18 protein-coding genes are annotated in these 23,565 nt (G+C 64.4%); 4 read left to right on the top strand and 14 right to left on the bottom strand.

The annotated features are described in order from the left end of the window. Positions 1–3: 3 nt before the first annotated feature. From NDI65_RS18485 to NDI65_RS18455, 7 genes are read right to left on the bottom strand one after another with little or no spacing between them, the layout of a single operon-like run. On the bottom strand, positions 4–819 hold the full coding sequence (locus tag NDI65_RS18485; RefSeq protein WP_089780556.1) for an ethylbenzene dehydrogenase-related protein: 816 nt from the start codon (positions 817–819) through the stop codon (positions 4–6). A 58-nt stretch (positions 820–877) separates the two neighbouring features. Then, complete coding sequence (locus tag NDI65_RS18480; protein WP_089780558.1) at positions 878–1,948, bottom strand: 4Fe-4S dicluster domain-containing protein; 1,071 nt, start codon at positions 1,946–1,948, stop codon at positions 878–880. After that, a complete protein-coding gene (locus tag NDI65_RS18475) occupies positions 1,945–4,896 on the bottom strand; it encodes a molybdopterin-dependent oxidoreductase (RefSeq protein WP_089780560.1) in 2,952 nt (983 codons plus the stop codon). Before NDI65_RS18475 ends, NDI65_RS18480 begins: the two co-directional genes overlap by 4 nt. Beyond that, a complete protein-coding gene (locus NDI65_RS18470) occupies positions 4,893–5,105 on the bottom strand; it encodes a hypothetical protein (RefSeq protein WP_089780562.1) in 213 nt (70 codons plus the stop codon). Before NDI65_RS18470 ends, NDI65_RS18475 begins: the two co-directional genes overlap by 4 nt. Beyond that, entirely contained in the window at positions 5,098–6,546 is a 1,449-nt protein-coding gene (locus tag NDI65_RS18465) for a cytochrome bc complex cytochrome b subunit (RefSeq protein WP_089780564.1), read from the bottom strand. The genes NDI65_RS18470 and NDI65_RS18465 overlap by 8 nt, the downstream gene beginning before the upstream one ends. Continuing rightward, the gene (locus tag NDI65_RS18460; protein WP_042661894.1) at positions 6,546–7,199 is read right to left on the bottom strand and encodes a Rieske 2Fe-2S domain-containing protein; all 654 of its coding nucleotides are present in this window, start codon (positions 7,197–7,199) and stop codon (positions 6,546–6,548) included. The genes NDI65_RS18465 and NDI65_RS18460 overlap by 1 nt, the downstream gene beginning before the upstream one ends. Beyond that, positions 7,199–7,774: a hypothetical protein gene (locus tag NDI65_RS18455; RefSeq protein ID WP_089780566.1), complete on the bottom strand. Its 576-nt coding sequence runs from the start codon at positions 7,772–7,774 to the stop codon at positions 7,199–7,201. Before NDI65_RS18455 ends, NDI65_RS18460 begins: the two co-directional genes overlap by 1 nt. A 264-nt stretch (positions 7,775–8,038) precedes the next feature. Here NDI65_RS18455 and narO point away from each other — a divergent pair, with 264 nt between their 5' ends. Continuing rightward, positions 8,039–8,674 (top strand): transcriptional regulator NarO, encoded by a 636-nt coding sequence (narO, locus tag NDI65_RS18450; RefSeq protein ID WP_042661893.1) that lies wholly within the window; start codon positions 8,039–8,041, stop codon positions 8,672–8,674. 93 nt (positions 8,675–8,767) lie between these two features. On the opposite strand, the gene NDI65_RS18445 is transcribed toward narO, so the two are convergent. The 5 genes from NDI65_RS18445 to dgoD form a co-directional block, all read right to left on the bottom strand. Beyond that, entirely contained in the window at positions 8,768–8,893 is a 126-nt protein-coding gene (locus NDI65_RS18445) for a hypothetical protein (protein ID WP_255516672.1), read from the bottom strand. 134 nt (positions 8,894–9,027) lie between these two features. After that, positions 9,028–9,438, bottom strand: a complete 411-nt coding sequence (locus NDI65_RS18440; protein ID WP_089780689.1) for a hypothetical protein — start codon at positions 9,436–9,438, stop codon at positions 9,028–9,030. Continuing rightward, positions 9,435–10,310: a ParA family protein gene (locus NDI65_RS18435; protein WP_310894071.1), complete on the bottom strand. Its 876-nt coding sequence runs from the start codon at positions 10,308–10,310 to the stop codon at positions 9,435–9,437. Before NDI65_RS18435 ends, NDI65_RS18440 begins: the two co-directional genes overlap by 4 nt. Positions 10,311–11,093: 783 nt before the next feature. Beyond that, positions 11,094–11,864, bottom strand: coding sequence for an IclR family transcriptional regulator (locus NDI65_RS18430; protein WP_042661891.1), 771 nt, complete (start codon positions 11,862–11,864; stop codon positions 11,094–11,096). A gap of 67 nt (positions 11,865–11,931) precedes the next feature. After that, a complete protein-coding gene (dgoD, locus tag NDI65_RS18425; RefSeq protein ID WP_042661890.1) occupies positions 11,932–13,086 on the bottom strand; it encodes a galactonate dehydratase in 1,155 nt (384 codons plus the stop codon). A 117-nt stretch (positions 13,087–13,203) separates the two neighbouring features. Here dgoD and gfo6 point away from each other — a divergent pair, with 117 nt between their 5' ends. Both gfo6 and NDI65_RS18415 read left to right on the top strand, forming a co-directional pair. Then, positions 13,204–14,277, top strand: coding sequence for a D-xylose 1-dehydrogenase Gfo6 (gene gfo6 / locus NDI65_RS18420; RefSeq protein ID WP_089780570.1), 1,074 nt, complete (start codon positions 13,204–13,206; stop codon positions 14,275–14,277). 78 nt (positions 14,278–14,355) lie between these two features. Continuing rightward, on the top strand, positions 14,356–15,003 hold the full coding sequence (locus tag NDI65_RS18415; RefSeq protein ID WP_089780572.1) for a bifunctional 4-hydroxy-2-oxoglutarate aldolase/2-dehydro-3-deoxy-phosphogluconate aldolase: 648 nt from the start codon (positions 14,356–14,358) through the stop codon (positions 15,001–15,003). Between the two features lie 84 nt (positions 15,004–15,087). Here NDI65_RS18415 and kdgK2 read toward each other — a convergent pair whose 3' ends face one another. Next, the gene (gene kdgK2 / locus NDI65_RS18410; RefSeq protein ID WP_089780574.1) at positions 15,088–16,044 is read right to left on the bottom strand and encodes a 2-dehydro-3-deoxygalactonokinase KdgK2; all 957 of its coding nucleotides are present in this window, start codon (positions 16,042–16,044) and stop codon (positions 15,088–15,090) included. A 232-nt stretch (positions 16,045–16,276) separates the two neighbouring features. On the opposite strand from kdgK2, the gene NDI65_RS18405 reads away from it, so the two are divergent. Beyond that, complete coding sequence (locus tag NDI65_RS18405) at positions 16,277–18,268, top strand: beta-galactosidase (RefSeq protein WP_089780576.1); 1,992 nt, start codon at positions 16,277–16,279, stop codon at positions 18,266–18,268. A 114-nt stretch (positions 18,269–18,382) separates the two neighbouring features. Here the strand turns inward: NDI65_RS18405 and NDI65_RS18400 are convergent, their stop codons facing one another. Beyond that, positions 18,383–23,404 carry a glycoside hydrolase family 2 TIM barrel-domain containing protein gene (locus tag NDI65_RS18400; RefSeq protein ID WP_089780578.1) on the bottom strand — a complete coding sequence of 1,674 codons (5,022 nt, stop codon included), beginning with the start codon at positions 23,402–23,404 and terminating at the stop codon, positions 18,383–18,385. Between the last annotated feature and the right edge of the window lie 161 nt (positions 23,405–23,565).

Below are 23,565 nucleotides of genomic sequence, written 5' to 3'. Positions count from 1 at the left end.
TCCTCAGTTCTTCCGCACCGCTTCGATAGTCACGAGCGCGACGCCGACGATGGCGAGGCCGGCGACGGCCCACAGTATCGACTCGTACGGCGGCCCCTGCGGTCCGGGACCGAACGGGAAGTGATACCAGTCGCTGACCGATTTCCGGCCGGAGCGCTCCATCTCGGACCCGTTCCACACCGCGAAGGCCACGTCCACGTCGTTGTCGACGGCGAACGAGGTCCGGTTCGCGGCGTCCGAGTCGAGCGGCCGCGACATGACGACCGTCCAGCGGCCGTCGTCGTGGCTCGCCGTCGTCTCGACGGCCGTCTGCTCGAACTCGGTCGTGGACCCCGGGCCGCCGGCGAGCAGTTCCTCGCTCTCGCCGTCGGCGCTCCAGTACCAGACGTTCACCAGATTCCGCGTGCTCCCCATCGAAATCGGGGGGCGGACCGAGGTGTTGACCGGTACCTGCACCGCGGCCGCGTCGAGGAACGACCTCGGACTGGTGGCGTTGCGGTCGGCGGTTCCGTCGGCCCACGAGAGCCGGAGATACAACCGCTCGTCGGTCTGGGCCGACTGGACGCGAACCGATTCGACGGAGGTGTCGCTCGCGTTCGGAACGCCGCTGGGCGCGCTCGTCAGCGGGACGTTCACCGACGGAACGGTGTCCCAGGCCTCGCTCGTCGGCCGCTGGGGCCGGTCGTCGGCAGCGACCGATTGGACGGGAATCTCGTTCGCGGGGCGCGCGGACACCGCCGCGGGGCCGGCGACTGCGGCGGCCAAGAGCAGCGCCACGACGACGACCGCGCCGACGGCGGCCGCTCGACGCTCACGCATCAGTCGAACACCCCCGGGGCGAGGCCCGGCGAGCCCGACTCCGCTCGCGTTGCTCGCATCAGTCGAACACCTCCAACCGGTACTTCCGGGCCGGGTTGGTGTCGGTCAGCATGTCGAGGAGTTCGCTCTCTCCACCGCGGTCGACCTTGTCGCGTTCCTTCTCGATGGTGTCGAGCGCGTCGTGGACGCGGTCGCCGAACAGCTCTTCGAGGTAGTTACGGGGGATGCGGTCCACGTCCACCGTCTCGCCGTCCTCGGAGTGCTGCGGCGGCGCGAACGGCGGGATGTAGTAGACGTTCGGCTGCGTCTGGTACTCCGGATGCAGCGGGAGTGCGACCTCGTACTCCTCGACGAGCTTGTGAATCGGCCCCTGTTCGTCGTCGAGGAACCCGACGAGTCGCAACTGCGGCGGACAGTCTTCCGCGCAGGCGGGGGCGAACGTCTCGCCGTCGGGGCCCTCGCCCTCGATGCGGGGGTAACAGAAGATGCACTTCTCGGAGGTCTTCTGCGTCGCGTTGTAGTACACCTTCTTGTACGGACAGCCCTCGACGCAGTAGCGGTAGCCGCGGCAGCGCTCCTGGTCGATGAGGACGATACCGTCCTCCTCGCGCTTGTAGATGGCCTTCCGCGGGCACGCCTCCACGCAGGAGGGGTGCGTGCAGTGGTTGCAGATGCGCGGGAGGTAGAAGTAATACGAGTTCGGATGCTCGCCCGCGCCTTGGTCTTCGTCCCAGTTCGGCCCCCACTCGGGGTCGCTGTCGGGACGCAGCGGCCGGTCGCCGCCGTTGTACATGACCTCCTCGTGGTTGAACGACCACGCGTCGCCGTAGTCCGCTTGGTCGGGGATGTCGCCGGGCTTTCGCTCGGTGTGTTCGGCGTCCGTCCAGCCGCCGCCGGAGTCCTCCCAGTCGCGCGGGTAGCCCTTGCCGGGCTTCGTCTCGACGTTGTTCCAGTACATGTAGTCGCGGCCGCCGCCCTCCGTCCAGAGCGACTTGCACGCGACCGTGCAGGTCTGACAGCCGATGCACTTGTTCAGGTCCATCACCATGGCGACCTGGTGGTCGACCCCGTCGGCGAGGTCGACCCCGTCGCCGTCGGTCTGTGCCGCTGGCCCGTCGTCGGTGCTCATTCGGCCTCACCTCCCCCTTTCCGCACGTCGACGCGGACGTCGCTGTTGACCCCCGTCGGCCCCCAGTAGTTGGGGAAGAAGTAGAGGTGTTCGCCGGAGTCCTCCGGGTACTGGACCAACTGCGTCGGTTTCATGTACATCGGGACGAGCGAGTTGAAGTTCGTGTCGCCGTCGAACTGGAACCGCTCCCAGGCGAAGTACATCCGCGCCGTGCCGCGCTGGCTGCTCGGGTAGAGTTTCGCCTGTAGTTCGACCGACGCGAGGTCGTTGAACACTTCCACGGTGTCGCCGTCTTCGATGCCCCGTTCGGCGGCGTCCTCGGGATGGAGATAGACCACCGGCTCCCCGCGCTGGAGGCGGAGCAGTTTCTCGTTGTCCCGCCACGTGGAGTGGATAGACCACCGTCCGTGGGGCGTGTTGTACTCCATCGGGTAGTCGCCGCCCGTCTGCGTCGGCCCCTCCTTGTGGGTCGGCAACTGCTCGCCGAGTTCGAGGAACCAGTCGTGGTCGATGTAGTACTGCTGTCTGCCGGTGACGGTCGGCCACGGGTTCTTGTCTTGGACGAAGTCCTTCCACGGCGTGTACGCCTCGCCGTCCTCGATGTCGGAGGTCCAGTGGTCGCCGGCGGCCAAGAGCCGCTGGGGCTGTTCGACCGTGTCGGCGAACGTTATCTGGTCGTCGCTCTCGGACGGGTTCGACTCCTCGGAGTGTTCGAGGATGTACTCGCAGGCGGCGCGGTCCTCGGCGAGGGCGTCGGCCTCGCCGGTCTCCCAGTCGCGGACGTAGTCGTCGTGGACGGACTGGAGGTCGATGTCGCGGTCGAACTTCCGGTCCGAAATCGGCCCGACGCCGCGCTCGGTGGCGACCTCCTGAATCTTCGCGGCGAGTTCGCGGAATATCTGCCAGTCGGTCTTCGACTCGCCGAGCGGTTCGACCGCTGGCGTGAAGGGATGCACGTAGCTGTGCATGTCCGTCATCGAGAGGTCGTGTTTCTCGTAGTGGCTCGCGGTCGGCAACACGATGTCCGAGTACAGCGCCGTCGAGTCCATCCGGAAGTTGATGTCGACGACGAGGTCGAGCTTCGGCCACAGCTCCTCCTCGACGGCGACGTTCCCCTTCGCCTGGTTGAAGTAGTTGCCGCGCCAGACGAACATCGTCGTCGGGTCGGGACGAGAGCCGTCGTCGCGCTCCTCGGGGTAGACCGGCATCCACCCCTCGTCGATGGACTCCCGTATCTTCGCGGCCGTGTCGGCGTCGGTGTTGTCGAGGATGCCCGCGTGGTAGTAGGTCCACAGCGTCGTCGGCACCCCGCGGACGTTGCCCGTCGGGAACGACAGCGTCTTCCAGCCGTGGAACGTCCATATCTTCTCCTGGCCGACGTAGTGGTCTAGCCCGGTCCCCTGCTCGCCGAGGTTGCCCGTCAGCGTGACGAGCAACTGGAGCGCGCGGTTCCCGAGGTCGTTGTGATACCAGTCGTTGACGCCCTTGCCCTGGATTATCTTCGCCTTGTCGGCCTCGGCGAACTCGCGGGCGACGCGCTGGTACGTCTCTTCGCCGACGCCGGTCTCGTCGTGGACCGTCTCGGGGTCCCAGTTGTCGAGTTCGTCCCGCAACTCGTCCCACACGGTCCGGACGCGGACGCGCCCGCTTTCGGTTCTGACCGTGGTTTCGCCGTCCAGTTGCGGGTCGAAGTCGAGTTCGATGCTCTTGGAGTAGTCTTTCTGTCCGTCGCGTTCGCCGAGCGACCCCGGCGCCTCGCGGAGGCGTCCGTCGGAGTCGAGCATGAGCAACATCCACTCGGGTCGGTCGGCGTCGGTCGAGACCGATGGAACCTCGCTCGCGCGGAGGAACTTCCCGGTGTCCTGCCGGACCAAAAGCGGCATGTCAGTCTGCTCTTTGAGGTGGGCCTCGTCGTACAGTTCCTCGTCGACGATGGTCCGTGCCATGCCGAGCGCGAGCGCGGTGTCGGTGCCCGAATCGGGGCTGAGCCACTCGTCGGTGTGGATGGCCGTCTGCGAGTAGTCGGTGAAGACGCCGACGCGCTTCGTCCCGTTGTAGCCCGATTCGAGGAAGTACTTCGCGTCGGGGATGCGGGTGACGTTGATGTTCGACCCCCACGCGATGATGTAGTCGGCGTTGTACCAGTCGGCGCTCTCGGCGTTGTCGGTCTGGGTGCCCCACGTGATGGGCTGGCCCGGCGGCAGGTCGGAGTACCAGTCGTAAAACGAGTGGCTGACGCCGCCGAGGAGGTTGATGAGCCGCGACCCGCTGGCGAACGAGACGGGGCTCATCGCCGGGATGGGCGTGAAGCCGCTGATGGCGTCGTAGCGACCGGCCTGCACCTCGTCGACGACGTGCTCGGCGATTTCGGTGAGCGCCTCGTCCCACGAGATGCGCCGCCACTTCCCCTCGCCGCGGTCGCCGACGCGCTTCAGCGGGTGTTTGATTCGCTCGTCCGCGTTGACGTAGTCGGTGTAACACGCGCCCTTCTGACAGCCGCGGGGGTTCGGGTCGGGGAGGCTCTCGTCGAACCGCGGGTAGTCTCCGGCCTGCTCTTCGCGCCACACCTGTCCGTTTTTGACGTAGACGTTCCACGAACAACTGCCGGTGCAGTTGACGCTGTGCGTGGACCGGGAGACCGAGTCCCAGTCCCACTTCTCGCGGTACAGGTCCTCCCAGTCCCGGTAGGGGTAGTTCCCGATAGGGTCGTCGACGGGGTTCAGCCCGCCCATCTGGAACAGCGGGTCGTCGTCGGCCGCGGACCGGCCGATACCCAGAAGCGAGGCGATGCCGACGCCTTCGAGGAACCGGCGACGGGAGACGCTCGTCCCCTCGGTCGCCGGCTCTCCCGGCGGGTCGCCGACCGCCGGCGGGCCGTCCGTCTGTTCGGCTTGCGATTCGTCCGTTCCCGACTCGTCGTCGGGGGTCGAGGTGTTCGTTCGGTTCATGAATCTATCTGTAAAAAGACGGTCGTTAGTGCCAGTCCAGCGCCCAGAACGCCGAGCGAAACCCCCACGAGCGTGTCGCCGCCCGCGTCGAGGCCGACGGCGACGAGCGCCACGCCGAGGAGTTTGCTCGCGCGGTCGAGGTGTCGGTACGTCCGAGGCGAGAGTTCGATGCGTCGCCGCGGAGCCCCGCCGGTGTTCGCGTCAGTCATCGCCGGCCTCCCCCGGAACGCGCCCGGTTCGGCTCTCGTCCGCGTCGTCGCCCAGCACGCGGTAGACGAGGGCCGCGGAGCCGACGGGAACGACGAACAACGCGACGGTCAAGATCGGGTTGACGACGCCGGTTCCGACGCCGAGCGCCCGGCCGAGGAGGTTGTTCATGCCCGCGATGGAGGCGATCATGATGAACTGAACCGCGGCGACGCCGACCGCGGTCTGCCACGGCCGGTCGAGGGGGTCAGCCGTGAAGTGGACCGACTCGTCGTGGTAGTCGACGAACGGCCACACCGCCACCGCGCCGAACACGAGCGTCGGCAGAAAGACGCCGCCGACGAACTCCGTCGAGACGTGGACGCCGGTGAACGGAACGGTGAACCCCATCCACGACGGGAGCAGTTTCAGCAGGCCGTAGACCCACATCAGGAACCAATCGGGCATGATGAGTTCCGGCGTCCCCGCGGGGTTGTTCGGCCCGTACTCGGCGATGTTGTGGACCGGAAGGAACCCGGCCAGCATCGCCAGCGTGGCCAGCGTGAGGAAGAACACGACCGCGCTCACGGCCGCCTGGTTGGGGAACGCCGGGAGACCGACGACGACGCTGTCGTCGTCTCTCGGGACGGTCTGTTCGGTGCCGCCGTCGCTCGACGGGGACCCCTCAGCCGGGCGTCGGCCCCGGTTCCCGAGTCCGCGGACGTCGTCATCGCGGGGGGCCTCCGTGTGCTTCTGGCGGACGAGAATCGCCATGTGAACCGCCAGCAGCCCCCCGATTGCCACGGGGATGACGAGGACGTGGAGGAAGTAGAGCCGGGGTATCGTCGCGCTCGACGGGAACTCCCCGCCGAAGAACGCTTTCCCGGCTACCCCCCCGACGAGCGGAATCGACGTGGCGAGGCTGTAACCGATGCCGGTGGCCGTCGCGGCGAACTCGTCGAAGGGGAGCGCGTAGCCCGTATAGGCCGCGCCCATCGAGAGTCCGGCGAGGCCGGTGCCGACGACCCAGTTCGGCTCGCGCGGATTGCGGTACGCCCCGGTGAAAAACACCCTGAGCATGTGCAGCCCGATGGACGCGACGAACAGGTGAGCCGCCCAGTGGTGCATCCGCCGGATGAACATCCCGAAGGGGATGTCGTAGGTGATGTGCAGGACGCTCGCGAACGCCTCGGGCACCTCTTGGCCTTGGAACTTCGCGACGCTCCCCTCGTATTCGACGCCGCTCGTCGACGGCTCGAAGAACATCCCGAGGAACATCCCTGTGAGGACGAGAAGCAGGAAGCAGAACAGCGCCACCTCGCCGAGGAGAAACGAGTCCTCGGCGGGGAACGCCTTCCCGAGGAACGCGCGGCCGCTGTCGAGGTCGAACCGCTCGTCTACCCAGTCGTACGCCTCGTCGCCGGCGTCGCCGGCGCGGTCGGCGAGACGGTCGAGCCGCGACATCACTCGCCCCCCGGGCCGACCGGCCCATTGAAGTCGCCCGTGGCGATGAGATTGCCCTCGCTCGACAACGTGATTGGGAGTTGCGGGAGCGGTCTCGAAGGCGGTCCACCGACCACTTTCGCGCCCGCGGTCGGGTCGAACTTCCCGAAGTGACACGGGCAGACGAACGTCTCTCCCTCCTCGTTCGACACCATACAGCCCGCGTGGGTACAGACCTTCGAGTAGGCGGCGTAACCCGACACCGTGTACTCAAGGTTCGTTGCGCCACCGTAGGCGTCCTCGGCGTGTCTCACGAGTAGCGTCGGCGCCCGTTCGATGCCCGGTCTGGGCTCCGGGAACACGGTCATCTTTTCGCCTTCGCTCAGGGCGTTCTCGCCGACGCGCTCGCCCTCACCGTCGACGAGGTAGATGCCGTCCGAGTACACGGGGCCGGTGTACGAGCGCTCGAAGACGCGAGTCAGCCCGGCCAACGGTGCCGCGAGGCTCCCGACGGCGGTCAAACCCCCGACGCTGGCGAGCAGTTTCGCGTAGTCGCGGCGGGCGAGCGAGGCGCGGTCGTCGGAGAAGATGCTCGGCCGGTAGTTGCTGTCGTCCCCGCAGTCATCGCAGTGCTCGTCGCAGTCGTCCGATGCGTTCTGATTGTCGAGTCTCATTAGTGTCCCCTCCGTTCTGCGACCTCGACGTGGGGGAGGAACCACGCGTAGTACGACACGGTGAGCAAAGCGAGCGCGGTGAACATCCCCGCGGCGTAGACGCCGAAGTACTGGGTCCGCGCGAGCGTCAGGTACTCGCCGGTGAACAGCGCCGCGAAGACGATAGCGAGGATGGTCAGTCCGCCCATCGCCACGATTCCCTCGATGGCGTCGGAGGCGTCGTCGTACTCGACGACCCAGCGGTCCGCGGTCCAGAACCACGGCAGTCCGACCTGACCGCCGTCCGCGATCGTTGGTTCGTCACCCGGGTCACTCCTGACCGCCGTGTCCATGAACCGGTGGACCGCGGCGAGGACGCCGACGAGCGCGAAGAGCGCGACCCACACGATGACGCCTACCTGACTCGGCGCGAGTTTCTCCGGCGTGTCGACGATCTCCTGCAGCGGTCGCATCTCGGTGACGCTCTGGTCGATTTCTATCTGTTCGCTCGGTGGCTCGCCGTGCAGCGCCACGTACCACGTCGGCAGGAGCACCGCGACGACGAGCAGCAACACGACGACCGTCCCGCGTCTCACGGTGACTCACCCCGCGTACCGACTCGCCGCCTCACGCTCCAAACGGGCGGCGTTCCGTTCCCCCGTTTGGCCCCGAGCAAGCTCGTATATGTCATACTTCGATTCGTTGGAGAATCTGCACCGAGGCCAGTAACACCCGAACCATAGGGTGCGGGGACTTTATACGGCTCTCGTCGGGGAATCCGCTCGAACACGGACCGGAATCACGAGACGGCAAACAGATTCGGCGAAGATTATTTCAGAGCCACCGTCGTACGCCGACCTATGACCGAGGGCGTGCACGGTGAAATTCACGTGACTGACCCGTCTGTCTGCCGGGTGTCGGAAGCGTCGGCGGAGACCTCCGTCGAATCCGTCTCGCGGTCGGTGGCTGCCGACAACGACACCGCCGCGGTCGAGTTTACCGCCCCCTCGTCAGCCGCTATCGACGACGCAGACGAGGTGTTTCACCACGAGCAAAAGACGATTTATCGCGTGACCAGCGGCCCCGCCGAGGGGCCACGGTGCGCCTGCGAACTCGTCGAGTGTCACGGCTGTCCGGTCCGGCACCTCGAAGCGGAGTGCGGCACCGTCGTTCTGTCGTTCGTCGCTTCGGACCTCACATCGTTCCGCGACATCGTCGTCAATCTTAAATCGGAGTTCGACGGCATCTCACTTCGGCGACTCACACAGTCCGAACCAGATTCCGTCTCCAGCTCGCTCGTGTTCGTTGACCGCGACAAATTGACGGCGAGACAGCGGGAGGTCCTTGAGACGGCCCACGAGATGGGGTACTTCGAACATCCCCGCGAGGCAAACGCGACGGAAGTCGCCGCGGCGCTCGATATCAACCGGTCGACGTTCACCGAGCATCTGTCCGCCGCCCAGTCGAAGCTTCTCGACGCGATTCTCGACGTGTAGTTGGGCCTAGCGTATGTATTCCCGCCCTATGGTGGGGTGTGATAGATACTGACAGCGTCTGTGCTTCGGGTAGTGGTCGCCGTGCCAGGCCAGTTAGTCTTCGACTGCCCGGAGTGCAGCGTCGAGGTGTTCGTCGACGCGGGCATCCGTGAGCGGATTCTCGACGATGGGTGCGTGCTGTGCGGTTCGCCGGTCGGGGCGGACGCGTTCGATTCGCATCCCGGAGAGTCGTGACCGGGGGTGGCGTCTCCAACGTCGCGAACGGCTACGGGGGCGGGACACGTGCCAGGCTCGACCGTCTCGCCGATGCGGGGCGAAGTCTCGAAGTTGCATTCCGCGTTGCTCCCGATTCGCTAGTCGAAGGTCATCCCGTAGCCCCACTCTTCGAGGCACTCTTCCGTTTCGTCGAGGTGTTGCAGTCCAACCTTCATGAGCGCTTCACGGAGGTCGGTGAGCGAGACGTTCTCTTCGAACCGGTCTTCGAACTCTCGGAGGGCGTCTCGCTCCGCGACTTTCGTCTCCTTCTGCAAGAACAGCGGAACCCGGTCACGGCCGTCTTGGACGCCGTCGCGGCGGAATTTGTATGGAATCTGGATCTGTTGGCGAGACTGTTTTTCGTCTTCGTCCTCGGCTTGGTTCGAACCACCCTCATCGTCCTGCTCAGGTGCTGGTTCCTCAGCCTCGGGCGCTGTATCGGTCTTCGATTCGGTCGACGAATCGTCCGCGAACGGGTTTTCACCAGCTCCTTTCTTCATCCCAGTCATACCGTCATCACCTCGTGGTCGACGTCACCGGGTTCCGGTGGGTTTGGCGCTTCGATACCAACCTGTTCTTGGAGATGCCTTGCGATGCGGTCGAACTGCGCAAGTGTCTCAATTTCGTAGTCACGACGGCGAGACCGGTGTTCACGAACGTATTTGAACGCCGAACACTGTTCCATCCAGCAGCCTTCCATGAGGGAGGCACGCTCGCTGATGATCTCAGGGATCGGATAGTCGATTTCAGTTAGCACCTGCCGTTGGTCACGCGTGTTTTTGAATCCGGTCGGCACGGCGGCGAGCACACCGACGTCGATTTCGAGTTGGTCTTCGAAGCCCGCGACGAGGGCTTCGAGCCCTTCGACTGCCGCCCGGCCTTTGGCGCTCGGCTCGACGGGGATGACAAGCGACCGCGTCGCGTGAATCGCGTTGTAGAGGTGTGGCCCTTCAGTCGCTGGCGGGTCACAGATCAAGACATCGTACTCCTCCGGGACGCCGGCCTCGCGAAGCACGCGAAGTAGCTGTGCGTGCATTCCGAACGCTTCACCCATGGCTTCGGCTTGATCTTTCTCTCGCTGGAGAAAATCGGCTAAATCTGAGAGCATATTGTGTTCGGGAACGATATCGACACCCTCGACGGTTCGAATGAGGTCCTCGAAGTCGCCGTTGGGGCGGCGAATCATATGCCGGACGATGTTATCGACTGAATCCGTCCGCTGGTCGTCAACGCCGAAGAGACGCGAGAGGTCGCCGTCCTGCGGGTCGAGCGGAACGACGAGCGGTTTCAGCCCCGCCCGAGCGTGCGCGACCGCCAGATTCGCTGCGGTGGTCGTCTTCCCAACCCCGCCCGCCTCGCTGTAGGTCGAGTACGTGAGCATACTGTCTCATCAAGAACGTCCACCTTGAATCTTCTGTACATACCACCATTGTGTTCAGCATGAAACACCACTAATTGTGTGAATCAATGAATGTACTCACTGAACACACATAGTGAACATCTACCGCCAGCACCGGACAGACCGGCACGTCTTCACGCAATTATATTGCAAAAGATGCACAACTACACGCGGCGTGGAACTGACGTTTGACGGTGAATCGTTTTGACGGGACGGCACCGGTAGACCGCTCCAGTTCTCACCGACTCCCGGAGAAACACGACTTCTTAAACGATGTGACTTTCCGAGATAACGCGCTAGACGACGGTTACCTCTCGATTTAGAGCGGTCGGTACGCTCGGTCCGTCGAGCGAAAGCTCATCGAAACGCGGTCTCACACTCGCCACAGGCGAGCCAGTCAGTTCGACAGCCGTAGGGTTGCAGTCACGCGTGGGGAGGAAGAAATTGTTTATATACTACAATACTGTCCCGTCAAACGACCTGTCGAGATACCGTCCGAGTCACGAGTTCGATATTGAATTCGCGATGTGTGAGGTTTACAGGCCTATGGATGTAATTTGGTCGCTGTTCCGCCACCGAGCAACCCGCAGAGCCAAATATACGAATCGTTCAGTATTGTTCACGGTTAGAAAACACCCTCTCGGACTACGACTGAACTATCTACCCATCATCTTGACCATCACGAACTTCACGAACATATATCCGGGTTTCCGTATCCGTATTTCTACCTCCCGCGCCGGGTCTGTTAACTAATAGAAAATCCAGTCAGTCGATCGAGAGTTTATTCTCTACGTTCTTCGCTCCGCTGACGACCAAGCCGACGGTGTCCTCTTCGAGACGCTTTCCGCTCATTCTCGGGGGAGGGCCGAGGACTTCGATTGCGCCCAGCGGGCGACCATCGTCGTCGAGGACCGGTGCGGCGACACCCCGATAGTCATCCGATTGCTCCTGTCTGTCGTATGCGACTCCTTGGTCGCGAATCGCTTGGAGTTTGGACTTCAACTCGTTGCGTTCGGTGATCGTATTCGCAGTCTCCGAGGAGAGCGAGTCGTGGTCGAGAAACTCCGCGACCTCGTCTTTGTCCATATTGGCGAGGATTACCTTCCCGGCCGCTGTCGCGTGCAATGGTCGTATCTCGCCTTCCTGGTCCGGAGTGTCTAAATCCGCTGGCACGGCCGTGAACATGTAGAGGCAGTTCCACTCACTACCCTGTCCCGGAACGACCAGACAGACCTGCTCCCGCATGGTGTTGGCCAGTTCGACCACCTGTGACCGCGCGACCTCGTATATCCGCTGTCGTCGCCTCGCGTAGACGCCGAAACTCACGAGTTCGAGTCCGATTTCGTACCCCTCGTCACGTCGCATGACGTAGCCGAGTGTTTCGAGCGTCGCGAGGTGCTTGTGGACCGCCGGTTTCGAGAGGTCGAGTGCCCGAGCGATCTCCGTCAACGTCGGCCGGTCGCGACTCCGTATCGTATCGAGGATTCGATGGCTCGTCATCGTCGCCTTGATTCCGTAGTCGTCTGCGGTGGGCATACCCTCCGACACTCGACGGACGTACAAATAAGTTGTTAACAGTTAGTGAACGATTCGCGGCGGCCGGTCACCACTCGGCGACGCTGCCGTCTTCGTGACGCCACACGGGGTTGTGCCAGTTGACCGGGCGTTCGGCCTGCTTTCGGATGTACTGTTCGTCCATCTGTATTCCGAGCCCGGGTTCGTCGGGAACCGCGACGTAGCCGTCTTCGTACTCGAACGCGCTCTTGTCTTCGAGATAGTCGAGCACGTCGTTCCGCTGGTTGTAGTGGATGTTGAGGCTCTGTTCCTGGATGAGCGCGTTGGGGGAACAGGTGTCCACTTGGAGGCACGAGGCGAGCGCAATCGGGCCGAGCGGACAGTGCGGGGCGAGCGCGACGTCGTACGCCTCGGCCATCGCTGCGATCTTCTTGACTTCGGTAATGCCACCCGCGTGGCTGAGGTCCGGCTGAATCAGATCGACCGCGCCGTTCTCGAACACCTGCTTGAAATCCCAGCGCGAGTACATTCGCTCGCCCGTCGCGATGGGAATCGTCGTGTGCTGTGCGATTTCCGGGAGCACGTCGTTGTGTTCGGGGAGGACGGGCTCTTCGATGAACATCGGCTCGTACGGTTCGAGCGCCTTCGCCAGTCGCTTCGCCATGGGCTTCGAGACGCGCCCGTGGAAGTCGACGCCGATGTCGATTTCGGGGCCAACGGCCTCCCTGACCTCTTCGAGTCGATTGACCGCCGCTTGGACCGACGCGGGCGTGTCAATCCGTTCAAGCTCCGCCGTGGCGTTCATCTTCACGGCGGTCAGCCCCGCCTCGACTTTCAGTTCGGCCTGTTCGGCGACCTCCGAGGGGCGGTCCCCACCGATCCACTGATAGACGCGCATTCGGTCCCGCGTCGCACCGCCGAGCAGTTCGTGAACCGGGGCTCCGAAGCGTTTCCCTTTGATGTCCCACAGCGCCTGGTCGATACCCGCAATCGCGCTCATCAACACCGGACCGCCGCGATAGAAGCCGCCCCGGTACATCGCTTGCCAGTGGTCTTCTATCGCCGCGGGGTCCGTTCCAAGGATGTAGTTGTCCATCAGTTCCTCGACGGCGGCCCTGACGCTGTGAGCGCGACCCTCCACGACTGGTTCGCCCCAGCCGACGACGCCGTCGGTCGTCTCCAACTTGAGAAACAGCCATCGCGGTGGCACCTCGAACAGCTCATACTCCGAAATCTTACTCATGATTCGTTACGCGTACGTTGGGGTGTACCTCGAAAAAGTCTTTCTCTCGGACCGTGACCTCGGTGACGACTCCCGAACCCTCGATATTATACCACTCGTCCATCTTGTGGGACTCGTATGTCGTTAGAAGCGTTCCTCGACGATTTCGAGCGCCGTAACTGGCAGCGTGTGTCCGACGGGACGGTCCGCATCGCAGTCATCGGACTCGGGTGGTGGACCGTCGACCAAGCGATTCCGGCTATCGACGCGTCGGAGTTGTGCGAGACGACCGTCGCCGTCAGTAGTAGCTCGGAGAAAGCAAAGCGGGTCGCGGCCGGCGTCGAAACGGCGACACACGGTCTCTCGTACGACGAGTTCCACGCCGGCGAAGCCGCCGACGCCTACGACGCGGTATACATCTGCTCGCCCAACGCGCTTCATCTCCCGTACGCGCGCACGGCCGCCGAGTTGGGCAAGGCTGTCCTCTGCGAGAAACCGATCGAAGCGAGTAGCGAACGCGGGCAGAAGATGGTCGATGCGTGTGACGAGGCGGGCGTTCCGCTTATCGTCGGCTACCGGATGCACACCGAACCCGCGATTCGACGCGCGCGAAAGTTGATTCGAGACGGCGTCATCGGCGACCCGGTCCACGCAATCGGGACGAACTCGCAAGCGATGCTCGAACTGAGTTCCGACCCGAACCAATGGCGGCTCGACCCCGAACTGGCGGGACCGGGCGCGACCGTCACGGACATCGGCATCTATCCGCTCAACACCTGCCGGTTCCTGCTCGATTCCGACCCGGTTGCCGCGCAGGCGTTCATGCAATCCGCTCACGACGCGTTCGAGCAGGTGCCCGACGAGCACACCTCGTTCATGGTGGAGTTCGACGACGGAACGTACTTGGCCGCGACCGCCAGCCAAAACGCCCAAGCGACGACCAGCCTCCGCGTCGTCGGGACCAACGGCGAGATTCTCGTCGAACCGGCCTACCACATGGAAACGGAAATCCGAGTGACGCGCGACGACGTTTCGGTCACGCTCGACACGCCGCAGGTCAATCAGATGACCGAGTTGTTCGACTACGCCGCAGACCGCATCTTGACCGACGCGCCGATCGGTCCCGACGGCGAACACGGTGTCCTCGATATGCGACTCATCGAGGCCGTCTACGAGGCAGGCGAGTCCGGACGTGTGGTCACGCTCGACTGAGCGTCGGCGACGGGGCGGGACGGTATCTCTGGACGGGTCGACCACCGCGTTTAAACCCCTCGTCCGAGAGTAGCCAGTATGAGCCAACACCCAGCACGCCGCATCCGGGAGACCGGCCTCATCGCCATCATCCGTGGAACCGACGCCGACACGGCGATCGAAACCGTCGAAGCGCTCACGCGCGGCGGCGTCTCGACCGTCGAAATCACCGCGAACACGGACGGCGTCCTCGACATGCTCCGCGACGTGTCCGCGTCGTTCACGGCGGAAGAGGTCACCATCGGCGCTGGAACCGTCCTCGACGGCGAAACCGCTCGCGCGGCGCTGCTCGCAGGTGCGGAGTACCTGGTCACGCCGACGTTCGACGAGGGGGTCATCCGGACCGGTAACAGATACGGTTCCCCTTCTATCGTCGGTATCGCGACACCGACCGAGGCGGTCGACGCCTACGAGGCCGGTGCCGAGATGGTGAAGGTGTTCCCGGCCGGAACGCTCGGCCCCGGGTTCGTCTCCGCACTGGGCGGTCCGCTCGGACACATTCCGACGGTTCCGACGGGTGGCGTGGACCTCGATACCGTCGGCGAGTTCTTCGACGCCGGAGCGACCGCCGTTGGGGTCGGAAGCGCAATCGTAGACAACGACGCCGTCTCGCGCGGTGACTTCGCGACCATCGAGAACAACGCGCGTTCCTTCGTCGAAGCGGTCGAAAGCGCACGCCGCGACTGACGCACCCCACCGCTCGGAAGTTCGGAGCTGACTGTCTCGGCGCGGTTCGCGCGGCGAATCCGGAACGCTCGGCGAAGGAGGGGGTTATCGGTCGATTCCGGCGTCGCCCCCGCGGAGGACGCGTTCGACTTCGTCAGGCGTCACGACCGCGAGGTCGCCGTGAATTGTCCGTTTGAGCGCGGCGGTCGCCGCACCGTAGGCGAGCGCGGTCTCGACTGATTCGCCCGCGATGAGCCGCGACAGGAACGCTCCGACGAACGCGTCGCCGGTCCCGATGGCGTCGACCGTGTCCGTCTCGAAGACCGGTTGCTCGTACACCGTTCCGTCGTGTCGTGCGAGCGCTCCGTCTTCCCCGCGAGTGACCACGACCGTCTCGAAATCGAAGTCGGCGGTCAACTCCGATGCGAGCGTCGGCGCGTCGCCGTCGAGTTCCAGAACAGTGCGGATGTCTCGCTCCGCGGCGACGAGGACGTCGACCTCGGGGAAGAGCGATTCGCACACGTCTCGCGCGTCGGACGGCGACCAGAGCTTCGACCGGTAGTTGAGGTCGAACGCGGTCGTCGTCCCCGCCTCGGTCGCCGTCTGCAGAAGCTCGCCGGTCGTCTCCCGAAGCGTCTCGGAGAGCGCCGGCGTGATGCCGCTCGTGTAGAACGCCGCCGCGTCTTCCACGACTTCGACGGCGAGTTCGTCCGGTCGCGCGGTCGTGACTGCCGCATCGGCGCGGTCGTAGATGACGTTCGTCGGACGCGGCGAGCGCCCCTGTTCGATGTAGTACCCTCCTTGGCGAGCGTCGTCGTCCCAGCGTACGTACGGCTCGACGCCGTGTGTCCGGAGTTCCGTGGTGACGCGCCGACCGAGGGGCGAGTCTGGAAGCTTCGAGAGCCACGCGGCGGAGCAGCCGAGGCGGGAGGCGGCGACCGCGACGTTGCTTTCCGCACCGGCGGTCCGGAATTCGAGGGACTGGGCGGTCTCGATTCGCTCGCCCTCCGGCGGTCTCAGCCGAATCATCGTCTCGCCGAACGTGACGAGTTCGGCAGTCATCGACGCCCCTCGGCGGTTTGCGACCGGGTCTCGCGTTCGGTGTCGAGGGCGTTCAGACCGACAGTTGAGCCGTGCATGTGTTCGCACGACTGTCTCTCACAGTGGTACATAAGTACGGGCGATGGTTCCGAAATTTGTGACGGCGGGCCTGGTGCGCAGGACTCGACGGGTGGGTATCAGCCAGTGCCCAGACACCGGAAAGAACTATACCTCACCACTTTGACTAATGGGTATGACAGTTGGTGTCTGCTATTTCCCGGAGCACTGGTCGCGAGAGCGGTGGGAGACCGATATCAGTCAGATGGCCGAAGCCGGGATTGAATACGTTCGAATGGGGGAGTTCGCGTGGGGACGAATCGAACCGGAGCGAGGGACGTTCGATTTCGCGTGGTTAGACGAGGCCGTCGAACTCATCGGGGAGTTCGGGATGAAAGCGGTTCTGTGCACGCCGACAGCGACGCCGCCGAAATGGCTCGTCGACGAACATCCCGACGTTCGACAGCGAGACAGAGACGGCACGCCGCGCGAGTGGGGGAGCCGTCGGTTCACCTGCTTCAACTCGCCCACCTACCGTTCCGAGACCGAACGCATCGTCGGCGTGCTGACCGAACGATACGCCGACAACCCCCACGTCGCCGGGTGGCAGACCGACAACGAATTCGGCTGCCACGAGACGGTTACCTGCTACTGCGAGGACTGTGGCGAGGCGTTTAGCGAATGGCTCGCCGACAGCTATGAGACCGTTGCCGACCTCAATGAGGCGTGGGGAACGGCGTTTTGGAGCCAGCAGTACGACGATTTCGAGAGCGTCGACCCTCCAAAACCGACACCGGCCGCCAACCACCCCTCGCGGGTACTCGCCTACGAGCGGTTTAGTAACGACAGCGTGGCCGAGTACAACCGCCTGCACGCAGACCTCATCCGCGAAGCGAACGACGAGTGGTTCGTCACGCACAACTTCATGGGTGGCTTTTCACTCGACGCCTTTCGCCTCGCCGACGACCTCGATTTCCTCTCGTGGGACTCCTATCCGACGGGGTTCGTGCAGGACCGACAGCCGGACACGCCGACAGCCGACGAGTTACGGGCCGGGAATCCCGACCAAGTGAGCATGAACCACGACCTCCAGCGCGGCGCGAAAGGGAAGCCGTTCTGGGTGATGGAGCAACAGCCGGGAGACATCAACTGGCCGCCGCAGTCGCCGCAACCGGCCGACGGGGCGATGCGCCTGTGGGCCCACCACGCCGTCGCTCACGGCGCGGACGCCGTCGTCTACTTCCGCTGGCGTCGCTGTCGTCAGGGGCAAGAACAGTACCACGCCGGGCTTCGGCGGCAGGACGGCTCCCCGGACCGCGGGTACCGCGAAGCGTCGACCGCCGCCGACGAGCTGTTCGACTTGGACTCGGTCGATGCGTCGGTCGCGCTCGTCCACGACTACGAGAGCCTGTGGGCGACGCGTTCGCAACCTCTCTCGCCCGACTGGGACTACTGGAACCACTTACGGACGTACTACGATACGCTTCGCGCCCGCGGTGTGCAGGTCGACATCGTCTCGCCGGAAGCGAGTCTCGAACGGTACGACGCGGTCGTCGCACCGACGTTGTATCTCGTCGGCGACGAGCTGTCGACCGCCCTGACCGACTACGTCGATTCGGGCGGCAGTCTCCTCCTCGGGGCCCGGACGGGGGAGAAAGACCCGTACAACCAGCTTCACGAGTCGCTCGCGCCGGGGCCGCTCACCTCCCTCACCGGCGCACGGGTGGCGCGTCACGAAACGCTGCCCGACCATATCGAGACGCGGCTCTCCTACGACGGTGCAACGTACGAGTTCCGAACGTGGGCCTCGTGGCTGGCTCCCGAAGACGGGGTGCCCCGGGGAGAGTATCGGACGGGCGAAGCGGCCGGAAACACCGCAATCGTGCGGAACGACGCCGGAAACGGAACCGTGACGTACTGCGGTTGCTGGCCGGGGGACGACCTCGCCGACGCGCTCGTGACGGAGTTACTGGACGCCGCCGGCGTCGAGTACACTGAGCGATTCCCGGACGGCGTGCGCGTGATGGAGCGCGACGGCTACACGTGGGCGCTTAATTTCACGAGCGACCCGGTGACGTTGACCGTCCCCGACTCCGCCGGGTTCCTGCTCGGTGAGGCGACCGTCGACGCGTTCGATATCGCGGTACTCGACGGGTCTATCGGAGGCGTCGGACTCGGGTCCGAGTAAGTCGGCACGGGACCACTCACCAAGGCGGCTCTCGCCCGGTGTGTTCTCGAACGTCGAGGGGGATACTGGCCGGACCGTGCTCCGACGAGGCACCGACCGGACGCCGGTTCGCCGTTACGGCGCGTTGAACGTCCACTTCTGGTTGTCGCCGCCGCCCCATCCCCACTGGATGACGTCGGCACCGTTGCTGGTCGAAGCGGCGTTCACGTCGGCGACGTACCCCGAGTTGACATTCTCCAACCGGTACGTGCCGTCGCTGTTTTCGTTGACGGCCCATCGCTGCTCGTCGTTTCCGTTCCACGTCCACTGGACGAGTGTCGCCCCTTCGCTGGTCGACCCGGAATCGACCGACAGCACCTTTCCGCTGTTGACGTTCTCGAAGCGGTAGGTCCCGTCCCCGTTGCGGACAGCGTCCCACTGCTGGTTCGAACCGCCCCAGTAACCGTACTGCTGGACGTTCCCGCCGTCAGCCGTCGAACTGTTCGCGATGTCCATCGCCTTTCCGCTGTTGACGTTCTCGACGTAGTACGTCCCCTCGGTGATGGGACCCGAACCCGATTGACCGGCGTACGGGAGGTCACGCCGACTCAGCGAGAGCGGGTCGTCGCTGCTTGCATCGAACGGGCGGAACGCATAGGAGAACCGCTCGCTGATGGGGTCGACGCTGTACGCAGAAAGCGTGTTCCGAGGCATCCCGCCGACGCCGCTGACGGCGTAATCGACGTTGAAGACGATGCCGTCGGCGAACTGGAGGTCGCTGACGCGTTCGGCGTCACTCATGTCGGTGAACGCTTGGACGCTGACGTTCATCGTCTCCGTCGACGGCAAGCCGTGGACCAACAGGCCGACGCCGCTGTCGTTGGTCAACGCGGCGTAGCGCGTGTCGCACTTGTTGCCGTAGTCGCCCGGAGGGACGTACCCGACGAACTGGTCGGAGACGGACCCGCTGTACCGCCCGATACGCTCGTTCCATTTCCGGTCCGGATAGGTCTCCCCGGGGCCGCGACCGAACCACTCGAAGGTATCGAAGTCCGCCGGCATCCGGAGTTGGAGGCCGTACTTCGGCAGGTACTCCGTGATGGCGTTCTGCATGTCCGTGTTGGGCGTCACTTCGACCTGCACGACCACGTCGCCGCTGCCGAGGACGTCGTAGGTGTAGCCGGTGGTGAAGGCCTCGCTGTGACCGCTCGCGGAGTCAGTCGTTTCGACTTCGATGCGGACCGCCGACGGATCCGGCTGTGAGACGCTACTAGCGTCAACCGTCGCCGTCAGCGCGTCTAGCCCCGCCGACGTCCACTCGTCGGCCTCGGCTCCGCCCCACCCGGCGGACTCGTTGTGGACCGGTTCGCGCCACGCGTTGAGTTGCGGGCCGGCGTTCAGCAGTTCCTCTCCGTGGCGCTGGAACGACGTGAATCGGCCCGCGCTCGTATCGAAGACGTACGTGAAGTCCGACCCGGAGACGGTGACTTCCGACCCGCTCGTCGAGTAGCTGACGCCGCTCATATCCGAGAGGCTCGACTGCGGGGCGTCCGGGGCGTCCCACGGGACGACGAACTGTTCGAACGCGATTTCGTAGCCGGCGTCGGCCCACGACGTGTCCGACGCGAGCGTCACGCTGATGTCCAAGAAGTACTCGGAGCCGGCCTGTAGCGACGGTTGTGAGTACCCGAGGCTGACCGTCTGCGTCTCGCCGGGAGCGATGCTCGGGTTCAACGTCCCGCTCTGGATGACCGTGTCGTCCTCTTTGAGCACCCAACTGAAGTCGAACTGGCTCGTGTTCGTGAAGTCGTAGACGTTCGTGACGTCGACGTCGCCGTTCGGCAGGTCGTTCGCCTCGAAGCGAACGAACTGCTGGGCCTTCTTCATCACGTCGAGTTGGGGCATCGTGTGCCGGTGGTCGATTACCGTCGCCGTCGGCTGGGGCGGGTCGCCCCAGTGGTGCTCTTTGAGTTCGAAGTCGAGCCAGAGGCGACAGGAGTCGTCCGGCGAGGAAAGCGAGCCAACCTCGCTCGACGAGAGCGCCCGCTCGAAGATGCGAACGGAATCGACCCGAACGTTCGCATAGCGCTCCGCCGTCTCGGTGTTGTGACCGATTCCGACCCGGTATCGGTTGCTGTTTATCGCCCCCGAGAAGGCTGTGGACGCGATTTCGGACCCATCGACGTACAGCCGGACGGCCGACCCGTCGTAGACGCCCGAGAGCGTGTGCCAACTCCCGTCCCAGCCGCTCGGGGGAGCGGCACTCGCAGTCTGCTGATTCGAGCCGTCGGAGACGAAAAACTGCAGGTCGCCGTCGCTCATCTTCAGTCCGTACTGGGTGTCGCCCTTGACGACGAACGGCTGTTCACCGGCGAGGCTACCGTCGCCGTAGACGACCGCTTCGACGGTCAGTTCGCCCGTAATGTCGATTCTGTCGTCGTGGTTGGCGTCGACCCAGTCGGCGGTCCCGTCGAGTTCGAGCGCCGACCCGCTCTCGCCGGACACCTCGTTCGGCGAGCCGTTAACCAGCGCGGTGTGGCCCGCGATGGAGCGGTCGTCGATAGCCGCGCGTCTGTGGTCCTCGCTCAACAGATTCCCGTCGAGCGGGTCCTCCGTCGCGTTGAGTTGGTGCTGATTCCACATCCAGATATAGCCGCCCTGTAACTGCTCGTGGGCGTGGATGACGTCGTAGAAGTCGGTCAGGAGTCCCCCGCCGTTGCCGGACATAATCTGGTATTCACCCATGACGACCGGTTTCGTCACGCTGGAGTCGCCCGCCATGCTCTCGATGGTGCCTGGGAAGGGGTACCGGATGCCGTTGATATCTGCGAAGGAAGCGGTGCCACCGAAACCGCTCCCGTAGCCACCGGCGTTATCCTGATGGCCGACGAGCCGAGTCGGGTCCGCGCTGCGCACCCAGTCGGCCATCTTTCGATGCGCCTCCCCCAGACCGGCCTCGTTTCCGGTCGACCAGACGGTTATCGAGGCGAAGTTCTTATCGCGCACGACCATCCGCTTGAACCGGTCGAGGAACGACGGGTCGTACGAGGGGAAGTCGTTGACGAGCGACTGGTTGCCGTGGGCCTCGGCGTTGAGCTCGTCTTGCAGATAGATTCCGTACTCGTCGCACAGTCGGTAGAAGTCGGGGCGGTTGGGGTAGTGCGAACAGCGGATCGCGTTGGCGTTGTTCCGCTTCGCGAGTTCGATCTCCTTTCGCATCCGCTCGGTCGGCACGTGTCGCCCGTGGTCGAGGCTGTAGTCGTGGCGGTTCGTCCCGGCGAGCGTCACCGCCTCGCCGTTGACGGTGATTTTCTCCGCTGCCCCGTCGGAGGTCGAAACGACCTCGATGGTTCGGAAGCCGACTTTCTCCACCATCGCTTCGGTAGCCGAGGAAGCCCCGCTCGGGATGAGTTCGATGCCGAGCGTGTACAGGGCCGGCGTCTCGGCGGTCCACGCGTCGACGTTGGAGACCGTCATCGACAGCGGCGGGCCCGTCTGTTCGAAGTCGAGCCACAGTCGCGTCGAACTGTCGGGGCCGGTTCGGGAGGCGTTCACTTCCGACGACGAGAGCGCGCGGTCGTACACGCGTACCGAGTCGAGGCGGCCACCAAAGTAGCGGCTCCGAGCCTCGGCGTTGTGGCCGATACCGAGGCGGTAACCGTTCGTCGAGACCGACCCCGAGAACGAAGTCGCGCCGATTTCGGTGCCGTCGACGTACAGGCGAAGCGACGAACCGTCGTAGACGCCGGTCACCGTGTGCCAACTTCCGGACCAGCCACTCGGCGGCGCGACAGTGACCGTGTTCCAGCTTCCGTCGTAGACGAAGAACTGGAGGTCGCCGCCGCTCATCTTCAGTCCGTAGGACGTGTCTCCCTTGACAACCATCGGCTGTTCGCCGGTGAGCGACTCGCCGTAGACGACGGCTTCCAGCGTCAACGCGTCCGAGAGGTCGAGACTCGGGTGGGACCCGACGTCGACCCAGTCGTCGCCCCCGTCGAAATCGAGCGCCCGTCCGCTGGACCCACTCACGTAGGACGGGTCGCCGATGACGGTGCCACCGTTGTTCTCCGTCGAGTGGTCGGTGACCACGCCGTCCGACATCGTAACGGTGTCGCCGGCGTCGATGGTGACGCTCCGATTAGTCGTCCCGACTTCGATTCCGGCGGGGTCGTACAGGGTCGCTTGCACGGTCGCGGACTGCTGACTGCTCGTGTGGTTGGCGAGGGCGGCGTCGACTTCCAGCGTCCCGTCCGTGTAGGTGGAATCGAGGTCCGCGACCGTATCGAAGTCCTGGACGTGTACGTCGGGTTTCGAGTACAGAAGCACGTCCCGGAAGATGCCGGCTAACCGCCACATATGTTGTTGTTCGAGATACGTCCCGTCGGTCCAGCGGACGACCTGAATTGTGACGGTATTCGTCGAGTCCTCGGTGACGACGTCGGTGATGTTGAACTCACCGGGCGTCATCGACCCCTGCTTGTAGCCAACGTACGCGTCGTTGACCCAGACGAAGTACCCGGCTTTCGCACCGCCGATGTTGAGATACGTTTGCCGACCTTGGGTCCATCCGTCCGGAACGGTGAACTCCCGTTTGTACGTCCCGACGCTGTTGTCGGTACTCGGGACGTTCGGCGGGTCGTTCGGCGAGAAACCGACCGCCTGATTGTAGAACCCCAAATCGCCGTAGCCGTCTGTGTTCCATGTGTGGGGAACGTAGACTGTGTCCCAGTTCGCGTAGTTCGACGTGTCAGCCGTCGCACCAGCGAGGTCGGTTGCGAAGTCGAACTGCCACGGGCCGTCGAGCGATGTGACGTACTGCGATTCGAGCCATTGGTCGGTCAGGAAGTCGCGGTCGCGCTCGGCGGCTCGCGCCGCGGACAGCGACCCGTAGGGCATCGTCGTCGCGACGTGCGGCGGTTCGGTGTACTCTCCGACGACGCCGGGTGTCTCGATATACGTGCTCCAATTAATGTCCCCGGGCGTCGGGTCGACTCCATCGTGTGGTTCTGCGCGGGCCGTGGACGTCTCGTGGCCGAACAACGCGCCGCCAAGGAGCGACCCGCCGGTCACCTGCATGAGTCGTCGTCGCGTCACCGCCAGCTTAGTCGACGAGGAGTCGCCGCCGTCGGAACTGTCGGAGGTATCGTCCCGACTCATCGGTCTCCCCTCGTCCGGCAGTCGCGCGTATCACTGTGCTCATCGCCACGGATAGTCAAGCCTGTCCGTATCCACATGGTTTCTGTCACCGTGATTAACGATACCAACCCTCACTATTTATTGTTTTTGTTGGTGGGGCGGATTTCGGCGGTGAGTCCTCG

The sequence above is a fragment of the Haloferax sp. S2CR25 genome, from assembly GCF_031624535.1.
Lineage (GTDB): Archaea > Halobacteriota > Halobacteria > Halobacteriales > Haloferacaceae > Haloferax > Haloferax massiliensis.
The sequence above is the reverse complement of the archived record's forward strand: the minus strand, read 5'-3'. Positions and strand labels throughout refer to the sequence as shown.

What these genes read in the sequence shown, in the direction of transcription:
- narO (WP_042661893.1), top strand. Translation starts at nt 8,039, where the DNA reads ATGACCGAGGGCGTGCACGGTGAAATTCACGTGACTGACCCGTCTGTC.
- NDI65_RS18445 (WP_255516672.1), bottom strand. Translation starts at nt 8,893, where the DNA reads ATGCGAATCGAACGCGTCCGCCCCGACCGGCGAACCGCACAGCACGCA.
- NDI65_RS18415 (WP_089780572.1), top strand. Translation starts at nt 14,356, where the DNA reads ATGAGCCAACACCCAGCACGCCGCATCCGGGAGACCGGCCTCATCGCC.
- NDI65_RS18465 (WP_089780564.1), bottom strand. Translation starts at nt 6,546, where the DNA reads ATGTCGCGGCTCGACCGTCTCGCCGACCGCGCCGGCGACGCCGGCGAC.
- NDI65_RS18480 (WP_089780558.1), bottom strand. Translation starts at nt 1,948, where the DNA reads ATGAGCACCGACGACGGGCCAGCGGCACAGACCGACGGCGACGGGGTC.
- NDI65_RS18440 (WP_089780689.1), bottom strand. Translation starts at nt 9,438, where the DNA reads ATGACTGGGATGAAGAAAGGAGCTGGTGAAAACCCGTTCGCGGACGAT.
- dgoD (WP_042661890.1), bottom strand. Translation starts at nt 13,086, where the DNA reads ATGAGTAAGATTTCGGAGTATGAGCTGTTCGAGGTGCCACCGCGATGG.
- gfo6 (WP_089780570.1), top strand. Translation starts at nt 13,204, where the DNA reads ATGTCGTTAGAAGCGTTCCTCGACGATTTCGAGCGCCGTAACTGGCAG.
- NDI65_RS18460 (WP_042661894.1), bottom strand. Translation starts at nt 7,199, where the DNA reads ATGAGACTCGACAATCAGAACGCATCGGACGACTGCGACGAGCACTGC.
- NDI65_RS18430 (WP_042661891.1), bottom strand. Translation starts at nt 11,864, where the DNA reads ATGCCCACCGCAGACGACTACGGAATCAAGGCGACGATGACGAGCCAT.
- NDI65_RS18470 (WP_089780562.1), bottom strand. Translation starts at nt 5,105, where the DNA reads ATGACTGACGCGAACACCGGCGGGGCTCCGCGGCGACGCATCGAACTC.
- NDI65_RS18435 (WP_310894071.1), bottom strand. Translation starts at nt 10,310, where the DNA reads ATGCTCACGTACTCGACCTACAGCGAGGCGGGCGGGGTTGGGAAGACG.
- kdgK2 (WP_089780574.1), bottom strand. Translation starts at nt 16,044, where the DNA reads ATGACTGCCGAACTCGTCACGTTCGGCGAGACGATGATTCGGCTGAGA.
- NDI65_RS18400 (WP_089780578.1), bottom strand. Translation starts at nt 23,404, where the DNA reads ATGAGTCGGGACGATACCTCCGACAGTTCCGACGGCGGCGACTCCTCG.
- NDI65_RS18405 (WP_089780576.1), top strand. Translation starts at nt 16,277, where the DNA reads ATGACAGTTGGTGTCTGCTATTTCCCGGAGCACTGGTCGCGAGAGCGG.
- NDI65_RS18475 (WP_089780560.1), bottom strand. Translation starts at nt 4,896, where the DNA reads ATGAACCGAACGAACACCTCGACCCCCGACGACGAGTCGGGAACGGAC.
- NDI65_RS18485 (WP_089780556.1), bottom strand. Translation starts at nt 819, where the DNA reads ATGCGTGAGCGTCGAGCGGCCGCCGTCGGCGCGGTCGTCGTCGTGGCG.